The sequence below is a fragment of the Povalibacter uvarum genome (assembly GCF_014202975.1).
GTDB lineage: Bacteria > Pseudomonadota > Gammaproteobacteria > Steroidobacterales > Steroidobacteraceae > Steroidobacter > Steroidobacter uvarum.
Genome location: NZ_JACHHZ010000005.1, coordinates 23,063 through 38,850, shown reverse-complemented (window position 1 = coordinate 38,850; position 15,788 = coordinate 23,063). Strand labels below are relative to the sequence as shown.

The window sequence follows — 15,788 nt, the reverse complement described above, 5'->3', positions numbered from 1 at the left end:
CTTGCAGAACTATTGCTGGGCGAGTTGCAGACCGTTGCCCGATGGATCCCTGAATGTCGCGAGCCACCCGCCCCACGGCTGCTGCTCCGGCACGCCGCTGAACTCGACGCCGAGCGCCGAGAGCTCGCGATGCGTCGCCTGAATGTCGTCGACGGGAAAAGACAGCCCGGTGAACCGGCCGACGAGTCGCTCACCTTCGTCGTCGTGGTCACCGATCGATTCGACGATCAGCTTCGCGGCGCCCGTATCGAACATGCAGAACCCGTGAGAATCATCGCAAGCCTCGATCCGCAGACCGAGACGATCGGCGTAGAAAGTCTTGGCTTCGGTGAAGCTCCTGACGAAGATGCGTGCTGCGCCGAGTTTCATGTGCGCTCCTTGTGAAGATCGGAAGGCCACAGGCAGGACAGCGGACGATGGTATGCGAGCGCGCGCATTCACAGAGCTCAGACTTCAGCCGTCAGTCTCACCGGCAATCGACGCGCTCCCCACGCCCCTGGCTTGCCATCGAAGACTCCGGGGACCTGGACACCGCATGCCATGCAGCGCCCCGTGGCATCGAGCTTCCACTCGCCGAGCTCGTACCAGTCACGCTCGATGACACGCGTGCCGCAGCCAGAACAGTAGGTGCTCGACCCTTCACTATCGTGAACGTTGCCGGTGTAGACATGGCGCAATCCGTTCTTCATGGCGATCGATCGCGCCCGCGTCAACGTTGACGCGGGTGTGCGGGGCTTGTCCATCATCTTCCAGTCGGGATGGAACGCCGTGAAATGCAGCGGCACGTCAGACCCGAGCTTCGTCATGACCCATTGCGTCATCGCATCGATTTCGGCATCCGAGTCGTTCTCTCCCGGAATGAGGAGCGTCGTGATCTCGAACCAGACGCTGGTTTCGTTCTTCAGATATTCGAGCGTTTCGAGAACGTTGCCAAGATCGGCGCCGCAGATCCGCCGATAGAAGTGCTCACTGAATGCCTTCAGGTCGACGTTGGCGGCATCCATGTGACGGTAGAACTCCCGACGTGGCGCGTCGCAGATGTATCCAGCCGTCACTGCGACACTGCGAACGCCCGCCTCGCGGCAGGCATCCGCAACGTCCATCGCATACTCCATGAAGATGACGGGGTCGTTGTAGGTGTACGCCACGCTCGCGCATCCCAGCTTCTTTGCAGCATCCGCCAGCATCCGCGGCGGCGCGCGATCGGCGAGCGTGTCCATCTCACGCGACTTGCTCATGTCCCAGTTCTGGCAGAACTTGCACGCAAGATTGCAGCCCGCCGTACCGAACGACAGCACTGAAGTCCCCGGCAGGAAGTGATTGAGAGGCTTCTTCTCGATCGGGTCCACGCAGAATCCACTCGATCGTCCATAGGTGAACAATTTCACTTCGCCCTGTTCCACGCCGCGCACGAAACACAACCCGCGCTGGCCTTCGTGCATCTTGCACGCGCGCGGACAAACGTCGCATTGAACGCGACCGTCGTCGAGAACGTGCCAGTAGCGGGTGGGATGCAGGTCCGTCATTGCGTTCCGAAGCCCGGAAACCCTCGCTTCTCTTGCGATGGGTAACGGCGTATATACGGATCATGCGCCCGGCCTCGGAAAAGACAAGCGTACGTCCCGCTGCCGTCGCGGGCTTCTTCTATCCCGCCGATCCGCAAGAGCTGCGCAGCGAAGTCGCTCGCTACCTCGACAGTGCGTCGAGCGATTCCTTACGCACGCCGCAAGGAACGCCCAAAGCGCTGATCGTCCCTCACGCCGGCTACATCTACTCGGGTCGCGTGGCTGCTGCCGCATACGCAGCCATCGCGGCGCGACGCGATACGATCAGACGAGTTGTTCTGCTCGGTCCAAGTCATCGCGTGTACCTGCATGGCGTCGCCGTCCCCCGATCCGATTCGTTCGCCACACCGCTCGGGGAAATCCCCGTCGACGCTGAACGGCGCCACAAGCTGATAGCAAGTGGTGAAGTGATGTCGGCGGACGCGCCGCACGCGCAGGAGCACTCGCTCGAAGTACAGCTGCCGTTCCTGCAGATGCTGCTCGGTGACTTCGAGTTGTTGCCTCTCGTTGCCGGCACCGCGGAACCGGCTCACGTCGCTGCTGTACTCGACGCGGCCTGGGGCGACGAAGAGACGCTCGTCCTGATCAGCTCGGACCTGAGCCACTATCACACTTACGATCTCGCCCGGCGGATCGATGGTGATACGAGTGAAGCGATCCTCCAGAAGCAGATCACGCTCACAGGCGAGCAAGCTTGTGGTGCAGTGTGCATCAATGGACTTCTGCATCTCGCCCGCCATCGTCCGCTGGACGTGAGCGAGATCCTTCGCATGAATTCAGGAGACACAGCGGGCGACCGGCAGCGAGTCGTCGGCTACGGTGCGTTTGCCATCCATGAGCCCGCCTCACTCTCTTGATCCCGCACAACGCCGGGGACTGATCGGCCTGGCGCGACAGTCCATCGAGGCAGGTCTGCGTACCGGTCAGCGCAGCACCTACGCGCCTGCAGCGCACGATGCCGCGCTCGAGGAGCCTCGCGCAACGTTCGTCACACTGCGCATCCAGGACGCATTGCGCGGTTGCTGCGGAACGATGGAGCCGCAGCACTCGCTTGCGGGCGATGTATGGCGAAACGCATGGGCATCAGCGTTCAACGATCCACGCTTCCCGCCGCTGACATCCGCGGAGTATCCGCGGATCGACGTCCACATCTCCGCGCTGAGTCGACTCGAGGTTCTGCCTTCGATGAGTGAAGCGGAGCTGCTCGCGATCCTGCGGCCCGGCATCGACGGATTGCTGCTGCGAAGAGGTACTTCGCAGGCGACGTTCCTGCCATCGGTATGGGAGCAAGTGCCGCAGCCGGCCGAGTTCCTGCGCCATCTGAAGCAGAAGGCGGGTTGGCCCGCGACGTTCTGGGCACCGGACATGCAGATCCATCGCTACACGACCGAAAGCTTTGGGGAACGCGACTGAACGCACGCGATGCGGACGCGCCGCGGCTTCACGCTCACCCATGAACATCTCTCCTCCCGCGCCGTCGATGAGTCAAGCGCCCTCGTTCCGCCGACGGGGCTCGCCGATCAGCGACAGCAACGATGCGGTCGTCGCCTCGACCGCTGCGAACCGTCGATCGAGATCGACGGAGAGATCCCGCAATGTCCTTTCGATCTGGAAGAAGCGGATCAGCGTATCCGCATCGGCAGCCTTCCCGGGTGCGACAGGAGAATCCTCGACGCTTGCGCGATAGCTCTTCATGAAAGTTTCTGTCGCGCCCGCCAGCCAGCTGTTCAAGGCCGGCTCGATTCGCTCGCGAATGTCGGGTTGACTGGTGAGGGCTCGCTCGAGCGCCGCAGCGCGTGCGCGTTCCAGCGAACACAGCAGCGTTGCGACGTCCCTGAGCGGCGGATACTTGCGACGGCGTGCCTCCAGCGGCAGCGTCAGAATGCCCTCGAAGTCGGTGATCACGAAGTCATCGGCGACGAGCAGGATCTTGCGCAGCACGAGATCGCCGTGGTGGCGCACCTTCATGGCCTTCACCGGTTTCGCGGCGAGTGACCGGATCTCGCCGATGATCCGGTCGTGCGCGTCGATCAGCGGCCGCAACGCGCCCTGTGCCGCTGCATCGGACCGTGCGAAGCGTTGCCGCGCGTCCGCGATGACGCTCTCCGCCAACTGCACGAGTTCGGAAGCAATCTCCGCCATGTCCGACGCGGTTACCGGTTCTGGCGCGAACGCAGGGTCTTCGCTCGTGCCGCTCAATGCGGCATGCAACTCGCCGACGCGCCGGCCAAGCGTCCGGAGCCGGTCATAGAACAGCGCATGAGGTGATTTGCCGCCCGCTGCCGAACCGGAACGCAGCTCGGTGACGAGGCGATCGAGATGATCGAGCGTGAAGGTCCAGACATCCCCCTGGTGGCGAACGAACGCATGCACAGCGGCGAGCGCGATCGGGGCGTTCCCCGGAATCTCGCAGGTGACGGTGCCGCCGAGCGGCGCGATGCGACCGAAGCCCACGCGCGTAAGGAAATCCGTCATCTCGATGTCCGGGTTGATACCGGGCTCGACGCAGCGGTACGCCTTGATGAACACGCTTTCGCCGAGAATGACATTTGCTTCCAGCGGCTCAGCGCCAATGTGCTGGACCGGCGCGAGGCGGCTCAGATCGAATCCGCTCCAGGCGGCGGTTCTCTCGAAGCGCAGTGCGCCTCCGGTGAACTCGACGCGCTCGGCACCCTCGACCGCCTTGACGATGCTCCGGCAGAAATTGGGATCGGCGAATGCATCGATGAGAATGCCGACCCGCGCATGCTCGCGCACACGAGCCAGCGTCCACTCGGCAGTCCGCTGGACGTCGCTGTCCGCTGCATCATCCCAGACCAGCGTCAGCGGCAACGCGTAGCGCTGGCGACCCGCCTGCTGCGTTTCGGCGTAGATGAATGTCAGCATCGTCTCGCCATGCGCACCGGTCCACACGATGCGCTCGCCGAGATGAATCTTGGTCGCCGCCTCCCGCAGCCATCCGCGGATGCGCAGGAACTCCGGAAGAACTTCCGCTTCGAGCTGCTGCAACGTCCGACGCGTCACGGAGCGGGACACTGGCTGGCGATCGGGCCACAACAGCGACTTGATGCCATCCGTCAGCACCAGCACGGGCAGCTCGGAAGCCGGCAATCGCTCTACGTGCCACGACGGCGCCTGGTGTGACGCACTCAGCTCGAGCCAGAAGAACGAATGCGCCGGGAGCGTGAGAAAGTACGGCAGTTCACCGATCGGCGGAAATGCATTGCGACCGGAAAGCTCGACTGGCACGCGCCCCTTGAATCGCGCCAGATCGAGCTCGACAGCTTGCGCGGACTGCGCGAGGTTCGCGACGCAGAGAATGATCTCGTTCTCGAACGAACGGACGTACGCGATGATCTTGCGATTCTGCGGCCGGATGAACTCGAGCGTGCCGCGACCGAAGCAGCGGTACTGGCGCCGGATGCTCAGCACCCGTCGCGTCCAGTTGAGCAGCGAAGACGGATCGCGACCCTGTGCTTCGACGTTGACGGACTGATAGCCGTAGATCGGGTCCATGATGATCGGCAAGTACAGGCGCTGCGGATCGGCTCGCGAGAAGCCGGCATTGCGATCGATGCTCCATTGCATCGGAGTGCGCACGCCATTGCGATCGCCGATGTAGATGTTGTCGCCCATGCCGATCTCGTCGCCGTAGTACATGATCGGCGAGCCGGGCATCGACAGCAGCAGGCTGTACATGAGCTTGATGCGATCGACATCGTTGCCGAGCAGCGGCGCGAGCCTGCGGCGGATTCCCACGTTGACGCGCATGCGAGGCTCTTGCGCGTACATCTTGTACATGTAGTCCCGCTCGCGATCCGTCACCATTTCCAGCGTCAGCTCGTCGTGGTTGCGCAGGAAGATGGCCCACTGGCAGTTCTCGGGAATGTCCGGTGTCTGCCGCAGGATCTCCGCGACGGGATAGCGATCTTCCAGCGCGACCGCCATGAAGATGCGCGGCATCAGTGGAAAATGAAATGCCATGTGGCATTCGTCGCCGTTGCCGAAGTACTCGCTGACGTCTTCCGGCCACTGATTCGCTTCCGCGAGGAACATCCGGTCCTGGTAGCCCGCATCGACCGCGGCGCGCATCTGCTTCAGCACCGCATGCGTTTCGGGAAGGTTTTCGTTGTTCGTGCCTTCCGCGACGCACAGGTATGGAATCGCATCGAGCCGCAAACCATCGACGCCGATGTCCAGCCAGAAGCGCATCACTTCGATGACTGCGTCGACGACAGCAGGATTGTTGTGATTGAGATCGGGCTGGTGCGAGAAGAAGCGGTGCCAGTAGTAGCGGCGCGCGATCGTGTCCCACGCCCAGTTCGAGCTCTCCGTGTCCGTGAAGATGATCCGCGTTCCCGAGAACTTCTTGTCGGTGTCGCTCCAGACGTAGACCTCGTGCTCGGGCGAGCCCGGCGGTGCACGGCGTGCGGCCTGGAACCAGGGATGCTGATCCGAAGTGTGGTTGATGACGAGCTCGGTGATCACCCGCAAGCCGCGGCGATGCGCTTCCTGCACGAAGGCTTTGAAGTCATCGAGCGTGCCGTAGTCGGGATGGACATCGCGATAGTCGGCGATGTCGTAACCGTCGTCGCGCTGCGGGGACGGATAGAACGGCAACAACCAGATGGTGTTGACGCCCAGGTCCTGGATGTAGTCCAGCTTCTGAATCAGTCCCGCGAAGTCGCCGATGCCGTCGCCATTGGCGTCGTGGAACGCCTTGACGTGCATCTGGTAGATGATCGCGTCCTTGTACCAGAGCGGATAGGGGTCGCGCGGACGGTCTGTCGGTGCAGGCATGGGTCCGGTTGCAGGGCTTATATATGTGGCCGGAGCGTCCAGCCCGCGGGGGCTTGTCGGCGTACCGACGACGCTGATTCGTCCACAACGCCTGCGGGGGCCCGAAAGGTCCGCCCTCGGTCATCCCCGCGAAAGCGGGATCCATCTCGGCCCCGCGGGACTCCCGCTGCATGCCCCGGCATGGACTCCCGCTATCGCGGGAGTGACGCACGGACCCCTCCCCCGAAACGTGTGACGCAGTCCACAACTCGACCGGTCCAGACGGGCTTTGTCTCTCTCAAGAAACGCCGGAGACCGCCGATGGGAGGTTAAGCGCCGAATCCGCCGTTCAGCGCCTCGCAGCGATTTCATGACCTTATCCGACAGGGCCGTGCGCGTTGCGATGGGGCCTGCGACGGCGTGAGCCCAAGAATCAGGCGCAGACCGTCCGCTGGTGCGCGCAGCGACTTTTCGCGAGTGTCCGATGAGTTCAGTATTCGAAGCAGCCATCCGCCCCGGCATCGGCATGATGCAGAACTTGCGGCTGCCCGCGAAATTCGCCCTGATCAGCCTTGCGTTCATGGTGCCGCTCGGCATCGCGATCTACGGCGTGGTGGGCTATTCGAGCAGCAACATTGCCTTCGCCGAGGCGGAACAGCTCGGCAGCGCGTGGATCGCGCCGCTGAACAACGTGCTGGAATCCCAGCTGCAGTCGCAGCGCGCGGATGCCGAGATCGCCGCGCTTGGAGATCTGAACCGGACGCAGGCCCGCGCGCTCGAAATTGATACCGCTCTCGACCAAGTTCGCAGTGCCAGTGCGCAAGATGCACCCGCCGCGACCGTGCTGCTCTATTCCGTGGTGAGCGACAACTCGAAGCTGACGCTCGACCCCGACCTCGATTCCTATTACGCCATGGCGCTCACGATGGACTACGCGCCGAAACTCGCCGTCGCCGCAGCGCAGCTCGACACGCTCACCGCTGCCGTGCGTACGGCTGGAACGGTGACGGCCGAAGACCGCGCCAATGCGCAATTCATCATCGCGCGCGTTTCGACTTACTACGACTCTCTGACGACCGCGATCCGCCGCGCTGTCGGCGCCAATCCTTCGCTGTCTTCGAAGCTCGACACGAGCGGCGTCGATCGCGCCTGGCGCGAGTTCCGCACGAACGCCGAGACGTTGCGGCAGAGCACTGACCTTGCAGCAGCGGCTTCGGTTCGGGCGGATGCAGGCCGCGCACTGATCGTCGAGACGCTCGCGGCGTCGCAGGATACGGCCTCTGTGCTCGATGAACTGCTCGCGAAGCGAATCGATGGCTTCAAGAGCCATCGCAACAACCTGCTGTTCATCTCCCTCGTCAGCCTGGTGATCGTGGCGTACCTCATCACCAGCTTCTACGTCTCGAACCTTCGCGGCTTCGGTGCATTGCTGCTGCGCATGCGCAAGCTTGCGAGCGGCGACCTCACGACGAACTATTCGGCGCGTGGTGCCGACGAGATCGCCATGCTGATCGAAGCCTTCGACGTCAGCCGCCGGGAGCTTCAATCCCTGATCGTTCGCATTCGCGAAGCGACTCAGACGATCGACGATGCGGGCCAGCAGATCGCACAGGCCAACGACGAGCTCGCTCAGCGCGAATCGTCGCAGTCGGCGGCTGTTCGCGAGACGGCGGACAGTGCGCAGCAGGTGGCCACAGTCGTGCAGCGCAACCTCGACAGCGCGCTCAACGCGAACCGCCTGGTTGACGACGCTCGCGGCACGGTGTCGCGCGGCAACGAAGTCGTGAGCCAGGTCGTCGCGACGATGAACACGATCACCGGCTCCTCGCGCAAGATCGGCGACATCATCGGCGTGATCGACGACATCGCGTTCCAGACCAACCTGCTCGCGTTGAACGCCGCGGTGGAAGCCGCTCGCGCTGGTGAGCAGGGCCGCGGGTTCGCCGTGGTTGCAAGCGAAGTGCGCAATCTCGCGCAGCGTTCGGCATCTGCCGCGGATGAGATCAAGAAACTCATCGGCACTTCCATCGAAGACGTGGAGAAGGGCGCTTCGCTCGTCAGCAGCGCCGGCACGGCCATGAGCGACATCCTCAAGTCGGTCACCCGCGTCTCCGAGATCATGAACGAGATCGCGCGTGCGAGCCGTTCGCAGAGCGAAGACATCGGCACGCTGAACAAGGCCATCGAACGAATCGACGGCGACACGCAGCAGAATGCTGCACGCGTCGAGCAGACAGCTGCCGTTGCAGGCTCGCTGCGCGACCAGGTCCAGAACCTGATGGATGCCGTTTCCAACTTCTCGATCGGTGCCGAAACCCAGCGTCGTTCTGCATCGCAGCCGTCGGCACAGGCCGGTGCAACGCAGTCACTGCGCTCTGCCGCATAAGGCGCCCGAGGCGCGGCGACTTTGACGGGACACCAGCGTCCGGCTGATTGACAGGCCTCCGAGCCCGCCCGTACCTTGCAGCCATCCAGCGATTGGGAGACGGCGATGGCTGACGGCGATCATGGGCCGCGCGCTCAGTTTCACACGATGGTCGATGGCACCCGGGAAGACTGGTCGATCATCAATCGGGCGATGAAGCCCTTCATCCAGGATCTGCCCGATCGAGTGCTCGCGCATCTGCGCCTGCTCGATGGCGATTGCGGCGGCTTCGCGGTCGACCGGCTCCAGCATTGCCTGCAAACGGCCACACGTGCTCACCAGGACGGGCGCGATGAGGAATATGTCGTCTGCGCTCTGCTCCACGACATCGGCGACACGCTCGGCCCGCGCAATCACGCCGATGTGGCCGCCGCGATCCTCAAGCCTTTCGTGTCGGAGCAGAATCACTGGATGGTCGAGAAGCACGCGATCTTCCAGGGCTACTACTTCTTCCACTACCTCGGGCTCGACCGGAACATGCGCGATCAGTTCCACGAGCATCCGTGGTACGCCCATACGGAAGAATTCTGTCGCCTGTATGACGGTCCCGCGTTCGATCCCAAGTTCAGGAACATGCCGCTCGAAGCCTTCGAGCCGATGGTCCGTCGCGTTCTGACCAACGTGAAGAACTCGATCTACGTGCCGAAGGACAAGCAGCCGGCGACCGGCTGAATGTTCTCGTCGCGCTTGTAGGGATTTCGGGAGAACGCAATCGCGCTGCCAGGTCACCTACTGACCTGGGCTCCGTCTTCAGCATCCGGATGAAATGAGGCGGACCGCACTTCCGCCCGGCAGGCCTTGCCTGTAGCCTCGACATCAGTCCACTCGAGCGAGACGGCGTCGATCGTCATGCTGCAAAGTTGTCACCCGCGTCGTAGTCGATCAGCCAGCATCGCGCAACCGTCGTTGAGGCGATGGATGGGGGCCGCGGTGATCTGCGGCCTCATCGCCACCTGGTCGGGCATGAGCGCGGCGCAGCCCGTTGCTCAGCCTTCCTGGCAGCAGGAGTACTGGGCCCGTTTCGACAACAAGGATTGGGACGCGGCTATCGCGTCAGCTGAACAGCTCGTGGCCGCTTCGAGACCTGCCACCGCGGACACCGGTTTGCGACTGTCAGAAGCACTGTCGTTGCTCGGCGGCGCACAGCTGAACAAAGGAAACCTCGTTGCCGCCGAGCAGGCATTCACCGAAGCGGTTCAGCTCGCGGAAAAATACGGCTCCCGGACCAGCGCCGCACTCATCGATCCTCTGCGCGGGCTGGGCTACACGTTGGCAACCCAGAACAAGCACGCACAGGCCATCCCTTACATGGATCGCGCGCTGCTCATCTCGCGACGCTCGGCCGGTTTGTTCGACCTGTCGCAGCAAGGGCTGCTGCGCCAGCTCGCCGACAGCCTGACCCGCGTCGGCGCGGCACCAGAAGCCGAACGCCACATGCAGTACGTGCTGCGCGTGGGCGAACACGTGTACGGCGAGGATGACCCTCGCATGGTCCCCCTCTTCTGCGTCGTCGGCGATTGGTATCTGGAAGTCGGGCTCGTTGAACCCGCGCGCCAGCTCTATCGACAGGGCGTTTCGCTCGCGTCACGCAAACTCGGTGCGGATCATGTGGGCGTCGTGCAGCCGCTGCTCGCGCTTGCGCAGAGCTTTCCAAAAGAGATCGTGCTTTCGCACCTCGGCATCGTGACGCGCAGCGACAAACTGCCGCAGCCCGAAACCACGATGATCATGGAGCCGATGAATCCGCGCTATCTCAGCGGCGAAGGTGAACGCGCATTGCTGCGGGCGTTGAAGATCCTGGAAACCACTCCCGACCGATCGGTCCAGACGTACGCCGGGGCGCTCGTGCAGACGGGCGACTGGTTCATGTTCAAGCAGACGCCGGCGCGATCGATGCCCTACTACGAGCAAGCGGCGAAGCTGATCGCCGAAGCCAAGGGCCAGGACGCCGCCAACCTGCAGTCGCTCCTCAGTTTCCCTGCGCAGGTGTACTACCCGATCCCGTCGCTGGCCACGCGCAATCTCAATCGTCCGCCCAACGAGGTCGTCGAACGGTTCGTGCAGCTCGAGTTCACCGTGCACGAAGACGGCAGCGTTTCGGATGAACGAGTGGTCGGGCAGGATGCGACCGAGCGACAGGTTTCGCAGTCGCTGGAAGCGATTCGCTCTTCGCGCTACCGCCCGAAGTTCGTCGACGGCAAACCGATAGTGACCACTGCAGTAGGTTTCCGCCAGATCTTCCGGCAGCGCGGCGGAGCGAAAGAAACGGAGTAAGCGCCGGTCCGCAAAACAGGAGTTTCCTGTTGTGGGTCCGGCTTCAGCCGGACGTCATCGCGATAGCGATCTGGTCTTCGTCACTCCCGCGAAAGCGGGAGTCCATCCGTCCGATCCCTACTAAACCAGCGACTCGACCCTCGCCGGCTCTGGCTTCTTCTCTTCTTCTTTCTCGACCGGCTCGGAGGGCTTCGCCTCCGGCGCACTCTCGCCTCCAGCAGGCGGTTCCGTCGCCGCCGGCTCGCTCTGTGCCGGCGGTGCTTCGGCGGGCGCCGATGCGGGCGGCTGCTGGCTCGGCGCCGGAGCCGGCAAACCCGTCGGCGGCAGGACCGGCGTATCGGGAACAGCGCCTTCGGGCAACAAGCCGCGCACGATCGCCTGTTCCCTGAATTCGACGGCGAGCTTCGCGCCCGCATCACGCAGCGCCAGTGCCGTCGCCTGCGTGAGCGGTGCGTCGCTCGAAATTCCCTGTGAAGGCGCCGTGCCGTAGCCTGTGAAGCCCCAGGAGTCGGCGAGCTTCCCATCGGGCGTGTAGACGTTGATGCGGTACTTGATGCTGACCGCGAAGAACGGCGAACCGGCATCGCGCGGAGTGACGAACGCATACTCTTCGACGCTGGGCTCGAGGATGGCCCGCACGTCTCCCTGAGGTCCCACATTCAGGCTGTCCACGACAACGACGTGCTGGAACATCGCGTTCAGCAGACGCATCAATCCGTCCGTCTGTGCCCTGCCGAGCTCGACGTGCCAGTCCGTTCCCGAGCGCTCTTCGTCATGCACGAAGCCGGAAAACTCTTTCGGCACGAACACGGCGACGGACACGGGAATCTTCACGACGAGCGGCGTCGGAATGTTCGTCGTCGCCACGAGCTTGACCGGGCCGCAGCCGGCAACGACGAGCATCGAGGCCGTGGCTGCCGCGAGCGCCATCGGCCGAAGCCATCCGGCGATGCGTGGCGCGCCTGTTGTTGTTATCGGTTTCAAAACGACCTCGGCCTGTCGGAAAAGAAGGTCAGGAAGGATTCGACGCGGGATCTGCCTGCAATGCGACCTGGCCCGGCGCGTCCTCTTGCGATGTGCCGCCAATCCGGAACGCGGGTCCGCCGCGCTTCGGATCATCCAGTCCCACGAAAGTACCGCCGTTCTTGGCGCACAGGATTCGCATCAGCGTGGCAAAGCGAATGCTCGTGTACTGGGGCGCGTCGGGCCGCACCGGAAAACCGATCGCATGGATACGGACTCTGCGCTCGCCGGTGTCGTCCGCACGATTCAGCACATCTACGCTCTTGACCACCGCGTCGATCGACGGTCCGGTGAATTCGTCGCCGAACACGTAGATGCTGATTTTCTTGTCCTTCGAGTAGTACGTGCGGATCGCCTCGACGATGCCTTCGATCGGACTCGAGTTCGAGAACGCATTCCAGTTGCGGATGCGGTCGATCACGATCTTGCGTTGCGCGGGCGTGTCGGGAATCCACTTCCCCCGGTAGCCGGAGAACATGTATCCGCCCTCGTCGTCCATCACCTGGAAGCCCTTCACGCGCGGATACAGGTTGAGCGTCTCTTCCACCTTCTGGATGAGCATCGGCCAGGCGTAGTTCACCATGCTGCCGGAAGTATCCACGACGAAGATGATGTATTCGCTGTCGACCGGAATACCGCCGATGGCATCGTCCTTCTTGCGATGGAATCCGCGGCCGAGCACGCGCTTCATCTCTTCGCTCAAGGACTGCTGCGCCGATACCAGCCGGCCTTCGATCTCGTTCGCAACGTCGGCTTCCTTCTTCGAAGCCGCAAACTGGCCGCGGATGTCGGTCAGGTCGCCGCGCAAGCGCGCGATCTTCGCTTTCTCCTCGGAGAGCTGCTGCTGTCGCGCCGTGAGATCACGATTCAGGATTTCCGCCTGCCCCGCGATATCGACCAGCTCGTCCTGGAGCTTGACCATCTGCGCCTGCAGATCCTCCTGCGACCGCTCAGCCTCCGGCGATTTCATGTCGCTCAGCACGAGCAGCAGCACGACCGAACCGAGACCGCACGTGATGCAGTCCAGGAAGGAGATGCTGAAGATCTCCGTTTCGCGACGTTCGTTACGGCGAGGCATGAGGAAGTAGATAGCGGACAGCGGATGGCGGATAGCCGGAAAGGATGCTCTTTGCGCGCAGACCAGATGACGAAAGCGAGCGAACCGCGGAGGGTGGCCTCTGCGGCTCTACCCATCCGCTATCCGCTATCCGCCATCCACTTCTTCCTATCATGGCCAATCCTTCGACGGGCTGATGAACGAGCCGCCGGTGCGGCGTGAGGCGAGCCAGAAGGCGCTCGGGGCGGAAGGATCGCCTTCCATCGGCATGAGAATCACGTTGAGCGGGACGTTCTTCGGATACTTCGCGATGGCGCGTTCGAAGAACTTGAGACGGTCGTCGCCGTCGACGGTCTTCTTGATCAGCGGGGCGCTCGTCCCCTGGGTCGGCAGGCCGTCAGTGATCAGGATGACGTTGTCCGGCTTCGGGTTCAGGGCGGCAATCGCCTGGAAGGCATTCTCGAGGCTCGTGCCGTCCTTCGGGATCGCCTTGCGCAGGTTGGTCAGCGACTCGTTGAGCGCCGTGGCGTCATTGACCTTCAGCCACTTTCCTTCGGTGCCCTCTTTCAACGGCCACGGCTGCGTGTTGAAGGCGTAGATCTGGAACTCGCTTTCGAGGGGGAGCTGGGCCGCGAGCCAGTCCATCGTCGACAGTGTGCGCCGCCACTTATCCGACATCATCTTGCGGGTATCGGACATGTTCCGCATGCGCAGCACGTTGACGACGGTCTCGTCGAGCATGCTCGCCGACGCATCCACCATGATGAGGATTCGCTCGCCGCCGACGCGCAGGCCCGTGAGGTACTGCCGATCACCATCGCCGGTGAAGCCGCGCACGCGGGTGCCGGTCGTGTCCGAACGTTCGGATGCGCCTTCCAGCCGGCGCGTGCCTTCTTCGAGTGACTTCAGATCCGCCTTCAGGCGCTCGATCGCTTCACGGCGCGAGAGCGCTTCTTTGTTGGAATCCGCGAGCTGGACCTTGAGCTGTTCGGTCTCGGCGAGCACGCGTTCGCCCATGCCCTCGGTCCGGACCTCCTCGCTTTGTGTCTGGACCATCGAGTTACGCAGCACGACGAGGTTCTGGTAGCCCTCGAGCACCTGCTCCTCGAGTTGCTGCACTTCGGCCTGCATTGCCCGGGTCTGCGTCGTCGCGCGCAATCCGCCCTTGGCGTTGATGAGCACGTAGACGAGCACCACCGACCCGAATGCACAGGTGATGCAATCGAGGAACGACATGCTGAAGACTTCAGTCTTGCGGCGCGCCATCGTCCTGCACCAGTTGAATCATGTCGAGCGTCACTCCCGGCGAACCGAGCCGCAGCCGGTCGCCGACCGTGAGTACCGTCTCGCCCACCACTCGTTCTTCGTTGACGAACGAACCGTAAGTACTGCGATCCTCTACGACCACGGAGCCGTTGCGGCGAACCAGCGTGCAATGCGACCGGGAAAGCCCCGGCGCGGCACTCGGCAACACGAGGGATCGATCCGCCGCCGGCGACCAGCCGACTGCCAGCGGCCGGTCTGAAATTCTCCATGCACGCCCCTGGTAGAGCACATGCGTCGGGCGCAGCTGCGGCGGAGTCGCTTCGTGAGCCGTGCTCGCAGTGTTGCCCTCGGCCCGTTCCAGCGGCAGCTGATAGACGAGCGCCAGCGCATCTGGCGTGCGCTCGATCGTCGCGCGATGCATCAGGGCACCCAATGCCGCAGCGCCGCGCGGCAGAACCTTCAGCACGCAATCGCGCAATGTCGAGAGTCGATCCGTCAGGCCCGGCAACGAGGCGACGCGCTGCGATACCCGCAGCTCGATCGGCAATCCCGCGACTCGCGCGTCCTGGACGAGTCTGAGCAGTTCGGCGTAGTGCGGCTCCGCGGCGGCGATGAACTGAGACCGCTCCACTTCCACCTCGAGCGGCCGATCGCCGAATTGCATCGACAGTGTCAGCTTTTCATTGCCCGCCAGCTCCGCAAGCCACGTCGGCAGCATGTTCAGCAATCGCTGTTCGCTCGACGCATCGTGCAAAGGATCGAAGCGGGTGTTGCGCACGAAGTTTTCCGCGATCATCTGCATCCACGTCTGATGCAGCGCCATCATTCCGCGTCGTGGCGCGATTTCGTAGCGGTTGCGCTTCAGACCGCCGTGATCGCCGCCGCCCTTCGTGCCCGCGTAGTCGAGCACCGTCAGCAGCGCCTGATGCAGTTCGAGATCGAGGTGCAGCGCACGCGCAGGTGCCGACTCCAGACTGCACGCTGCCAGCGCCGCGTCTACGACTCCCGCGACGCTCACACCGGTCTCATTGATGACACCGAGCAGCAGGCCGAGCTGCTCGCGGCTGTAGCCGGCGGGAATCGCGAGCAGCACCCCTTCGCTATCGGACTTGTGCGGCTCGAGCAGCTCGCTCGCTTGAGCGAACGCAACATCCGCTGTCGTCCGAACGAGCCGAGACGGACGCGTCAGTGACTCGGTGCTGAGTGCACGCCAGTAGTTGGTCTGCGCCTGCAGCGGCTTGACGCGTATGCGTTGCATCGCCGGTTCACCCGTCACAGTCGCCGCGTCTTCGAGCACGGCCACGCCGGGCGCTTCGGAGAGAACGGTCACTCCCTCGCCGCGTTGCTGCGTGAGAATGAGGCCGGCATCGATGAGTTCGAGGCAGAGCATGGTCGACTC

The 15,788-nt window shown here is 63.4% G+C and carries 12 protein-coding genes; 5 read left to right on the top strand and 7 right to left on the bottom strand.

Annotation, left to right across the window (positions count from 1 at the left end; translation table 11 throughout):
* Positions 1-9 precede the first annotated feature (9 nt).
* Positions 10-369, bottom strand: coding sequence for a VOC family protein (locus HNQ60_RS19580; RefSeq protein WP_184334480.1), 360 nt, complete (start codon positions 367-369; stop codon positions 10-12).
* Positions 370-446: 77 nt separating this feature from the next.
* A complete protein-coding gene (gene amrS / locus HNQ60_RS19575) occupies positions 447-1,526 on the bottom strand; it encodes an AmmeMemoRadiSam system radical SAM enzyme (RefSeq protein ID WP_184334479.1) in 1,080 nt (359 codons plus the stop codon).
* A 62-nt stretch (positions 1,527-1,588) separates the two neighbouring features.
* On the opposite strand from amrS, the gene amrB reads away from it, so the two are divergent.
* Positions 1,589-2,422 carry an AmmeMemoRadiSam system protein B gene (amrB, locus tag HNQ60_RS19570; RefSeq protein WP_184334478.1) on the top strand — a complete coding sequence of 278 codons (834 nt, stop codon included), beginning with the start codon at positions 1,589-1,591 and terminating at the stop codon, positions 2,420-2,422.
* A complete protein-coding gene (gene amrA / locus HNQ60_RS19565) occupies positions 2,400-2,978 on the top strand; it encodes an AmmeMemoRadiSam system protein A (protein WP_184334477.1) in 579 nt (192 codons plus the stop codon). The genes amrB and amrA overlap by 23 nt, the downstream gene beginning before the upstream one ends.
* A gap of 72 nt (positions 2,979-3,050) precedes the next feature.
* Here the strand turns inward: amrA and treS are convergent, their stop codons facing one another.
* Complete coding sequence (gene treS, locus HNQ60_RS19560) at positions 3,051-6,365, bottom strand: maltose alpha-D-glucosyltransferase (RefSeq protein WP_184334476.1); 3,315 nt, start codon at positions 6,363-6,365, stop codon at positions 3,051-3,053.
* Between the two features lie 463 nt (positions 6,366-6,828).
* On the opposite strand from treS, the gene HNQ60_RS19555 reads away from it, so the two are divergent.
* The 3 genes from HNQ60_RS19555 to HNQ60_RS19545 all read left to right on the top strand — a co-directional run bounded on the left by HNQ60_RS19555 (position 6,829) and on the right by HNQ60_RS19545 (position 11,043).
* The gene (locus HNQ60_RS19555; protein WP_184334475.1) at positions 6,829-8,730 is read left to right on the top strand and encodes a methyl-accepting chemotaxis protein; all 1,902 of its coding nucleotides are present in this window, start codon (positions 6,829-6,831) and stop codon (positions 8,728-8,730) included.
* Positions 8,731-8,835: 105 nt separating this feature from the next.
* Positions 8,836-9,441 carry an HD domain-containing protein gene (locus tag HNQ60_RS19550; RefSeq protein WP_184334474.1) on the top strand — a complete coding sequence of 202 codons (606 nt, stop codon included), beginning with the start codon at positions 8,836-8,838 and terminating at the stop codon, positions 9,439-9,441.
* Between the two features lie 246 nt (positions 9,442-9,687).
* Positions 9,688-11,043: a tetratricopeptide repeat protein gene (locus HNQ60_RS19545; protein WP_184334473.1), complete on the top strand. Its 1,356-nt coding sequence runs from the start codon at positions 9,688-9,690 to the stop codon at positions 11,041-11,043.
* A 120-nt stretch (positions 11,044-11,163) separates the two neighbouring features.
* On the opposite strand, the gene HNQ60_RS19540 is transcribed toward HNQ60_RS19545, so the two are convergent.
* The 4 genes from HNQ60_RS19540 to HNQ60_RS19525 form a co-directional block, all read right to left on the bottom strand.
* Positions 11,164-12,027, bottom strand: a complete 864-nt coding sequence (locus HNQ60_RS19540) for a hypothetical protein (protein WP_184334472.1) — start codon at positions 12,025-12,027, stop codon at positions 11,164-11,166.
* Positions 12,028-12,055: 28 nt separating this feature from the next.
* Complete coding sequence (locus HNQ60_RS19535; protein ID WP_221304316.1) at positions 12,056-13,144, bottom strand: hypothetical protein; 1,089 nt, start codon at positions 13,142-13,144, stop codon at positions 12,056-12,058.
* Between the two features lie 150 nt (positions 13,145-13,294).
* Positions 13,295-14,389, bottom strand: coding sequence for a vWA domain-containing protein (locus tag HNQ60_RS19530; protein WP_184334471.1), 1,095 nt, complete (start codon positions 14,387-14,389; stop codon positions 13,295-13,297).
* Positions 14,370-15,779, bottom strand: coding sequence for an FHA domain-containing protein (locus tag HNQ60_RS19525; RefSeq protein WP_184334470.1), 1,410 nt, complete (start codon positions 15,777-15,779; stop codon positions 14,370-14,372). Before HNQ60_RS19525 ends, HNQ60_RS19530 begins: the two co-directional genes overlap by 20 nt.
* Positions 15,780-15,788: the final 9 nt, after the last annotated feature.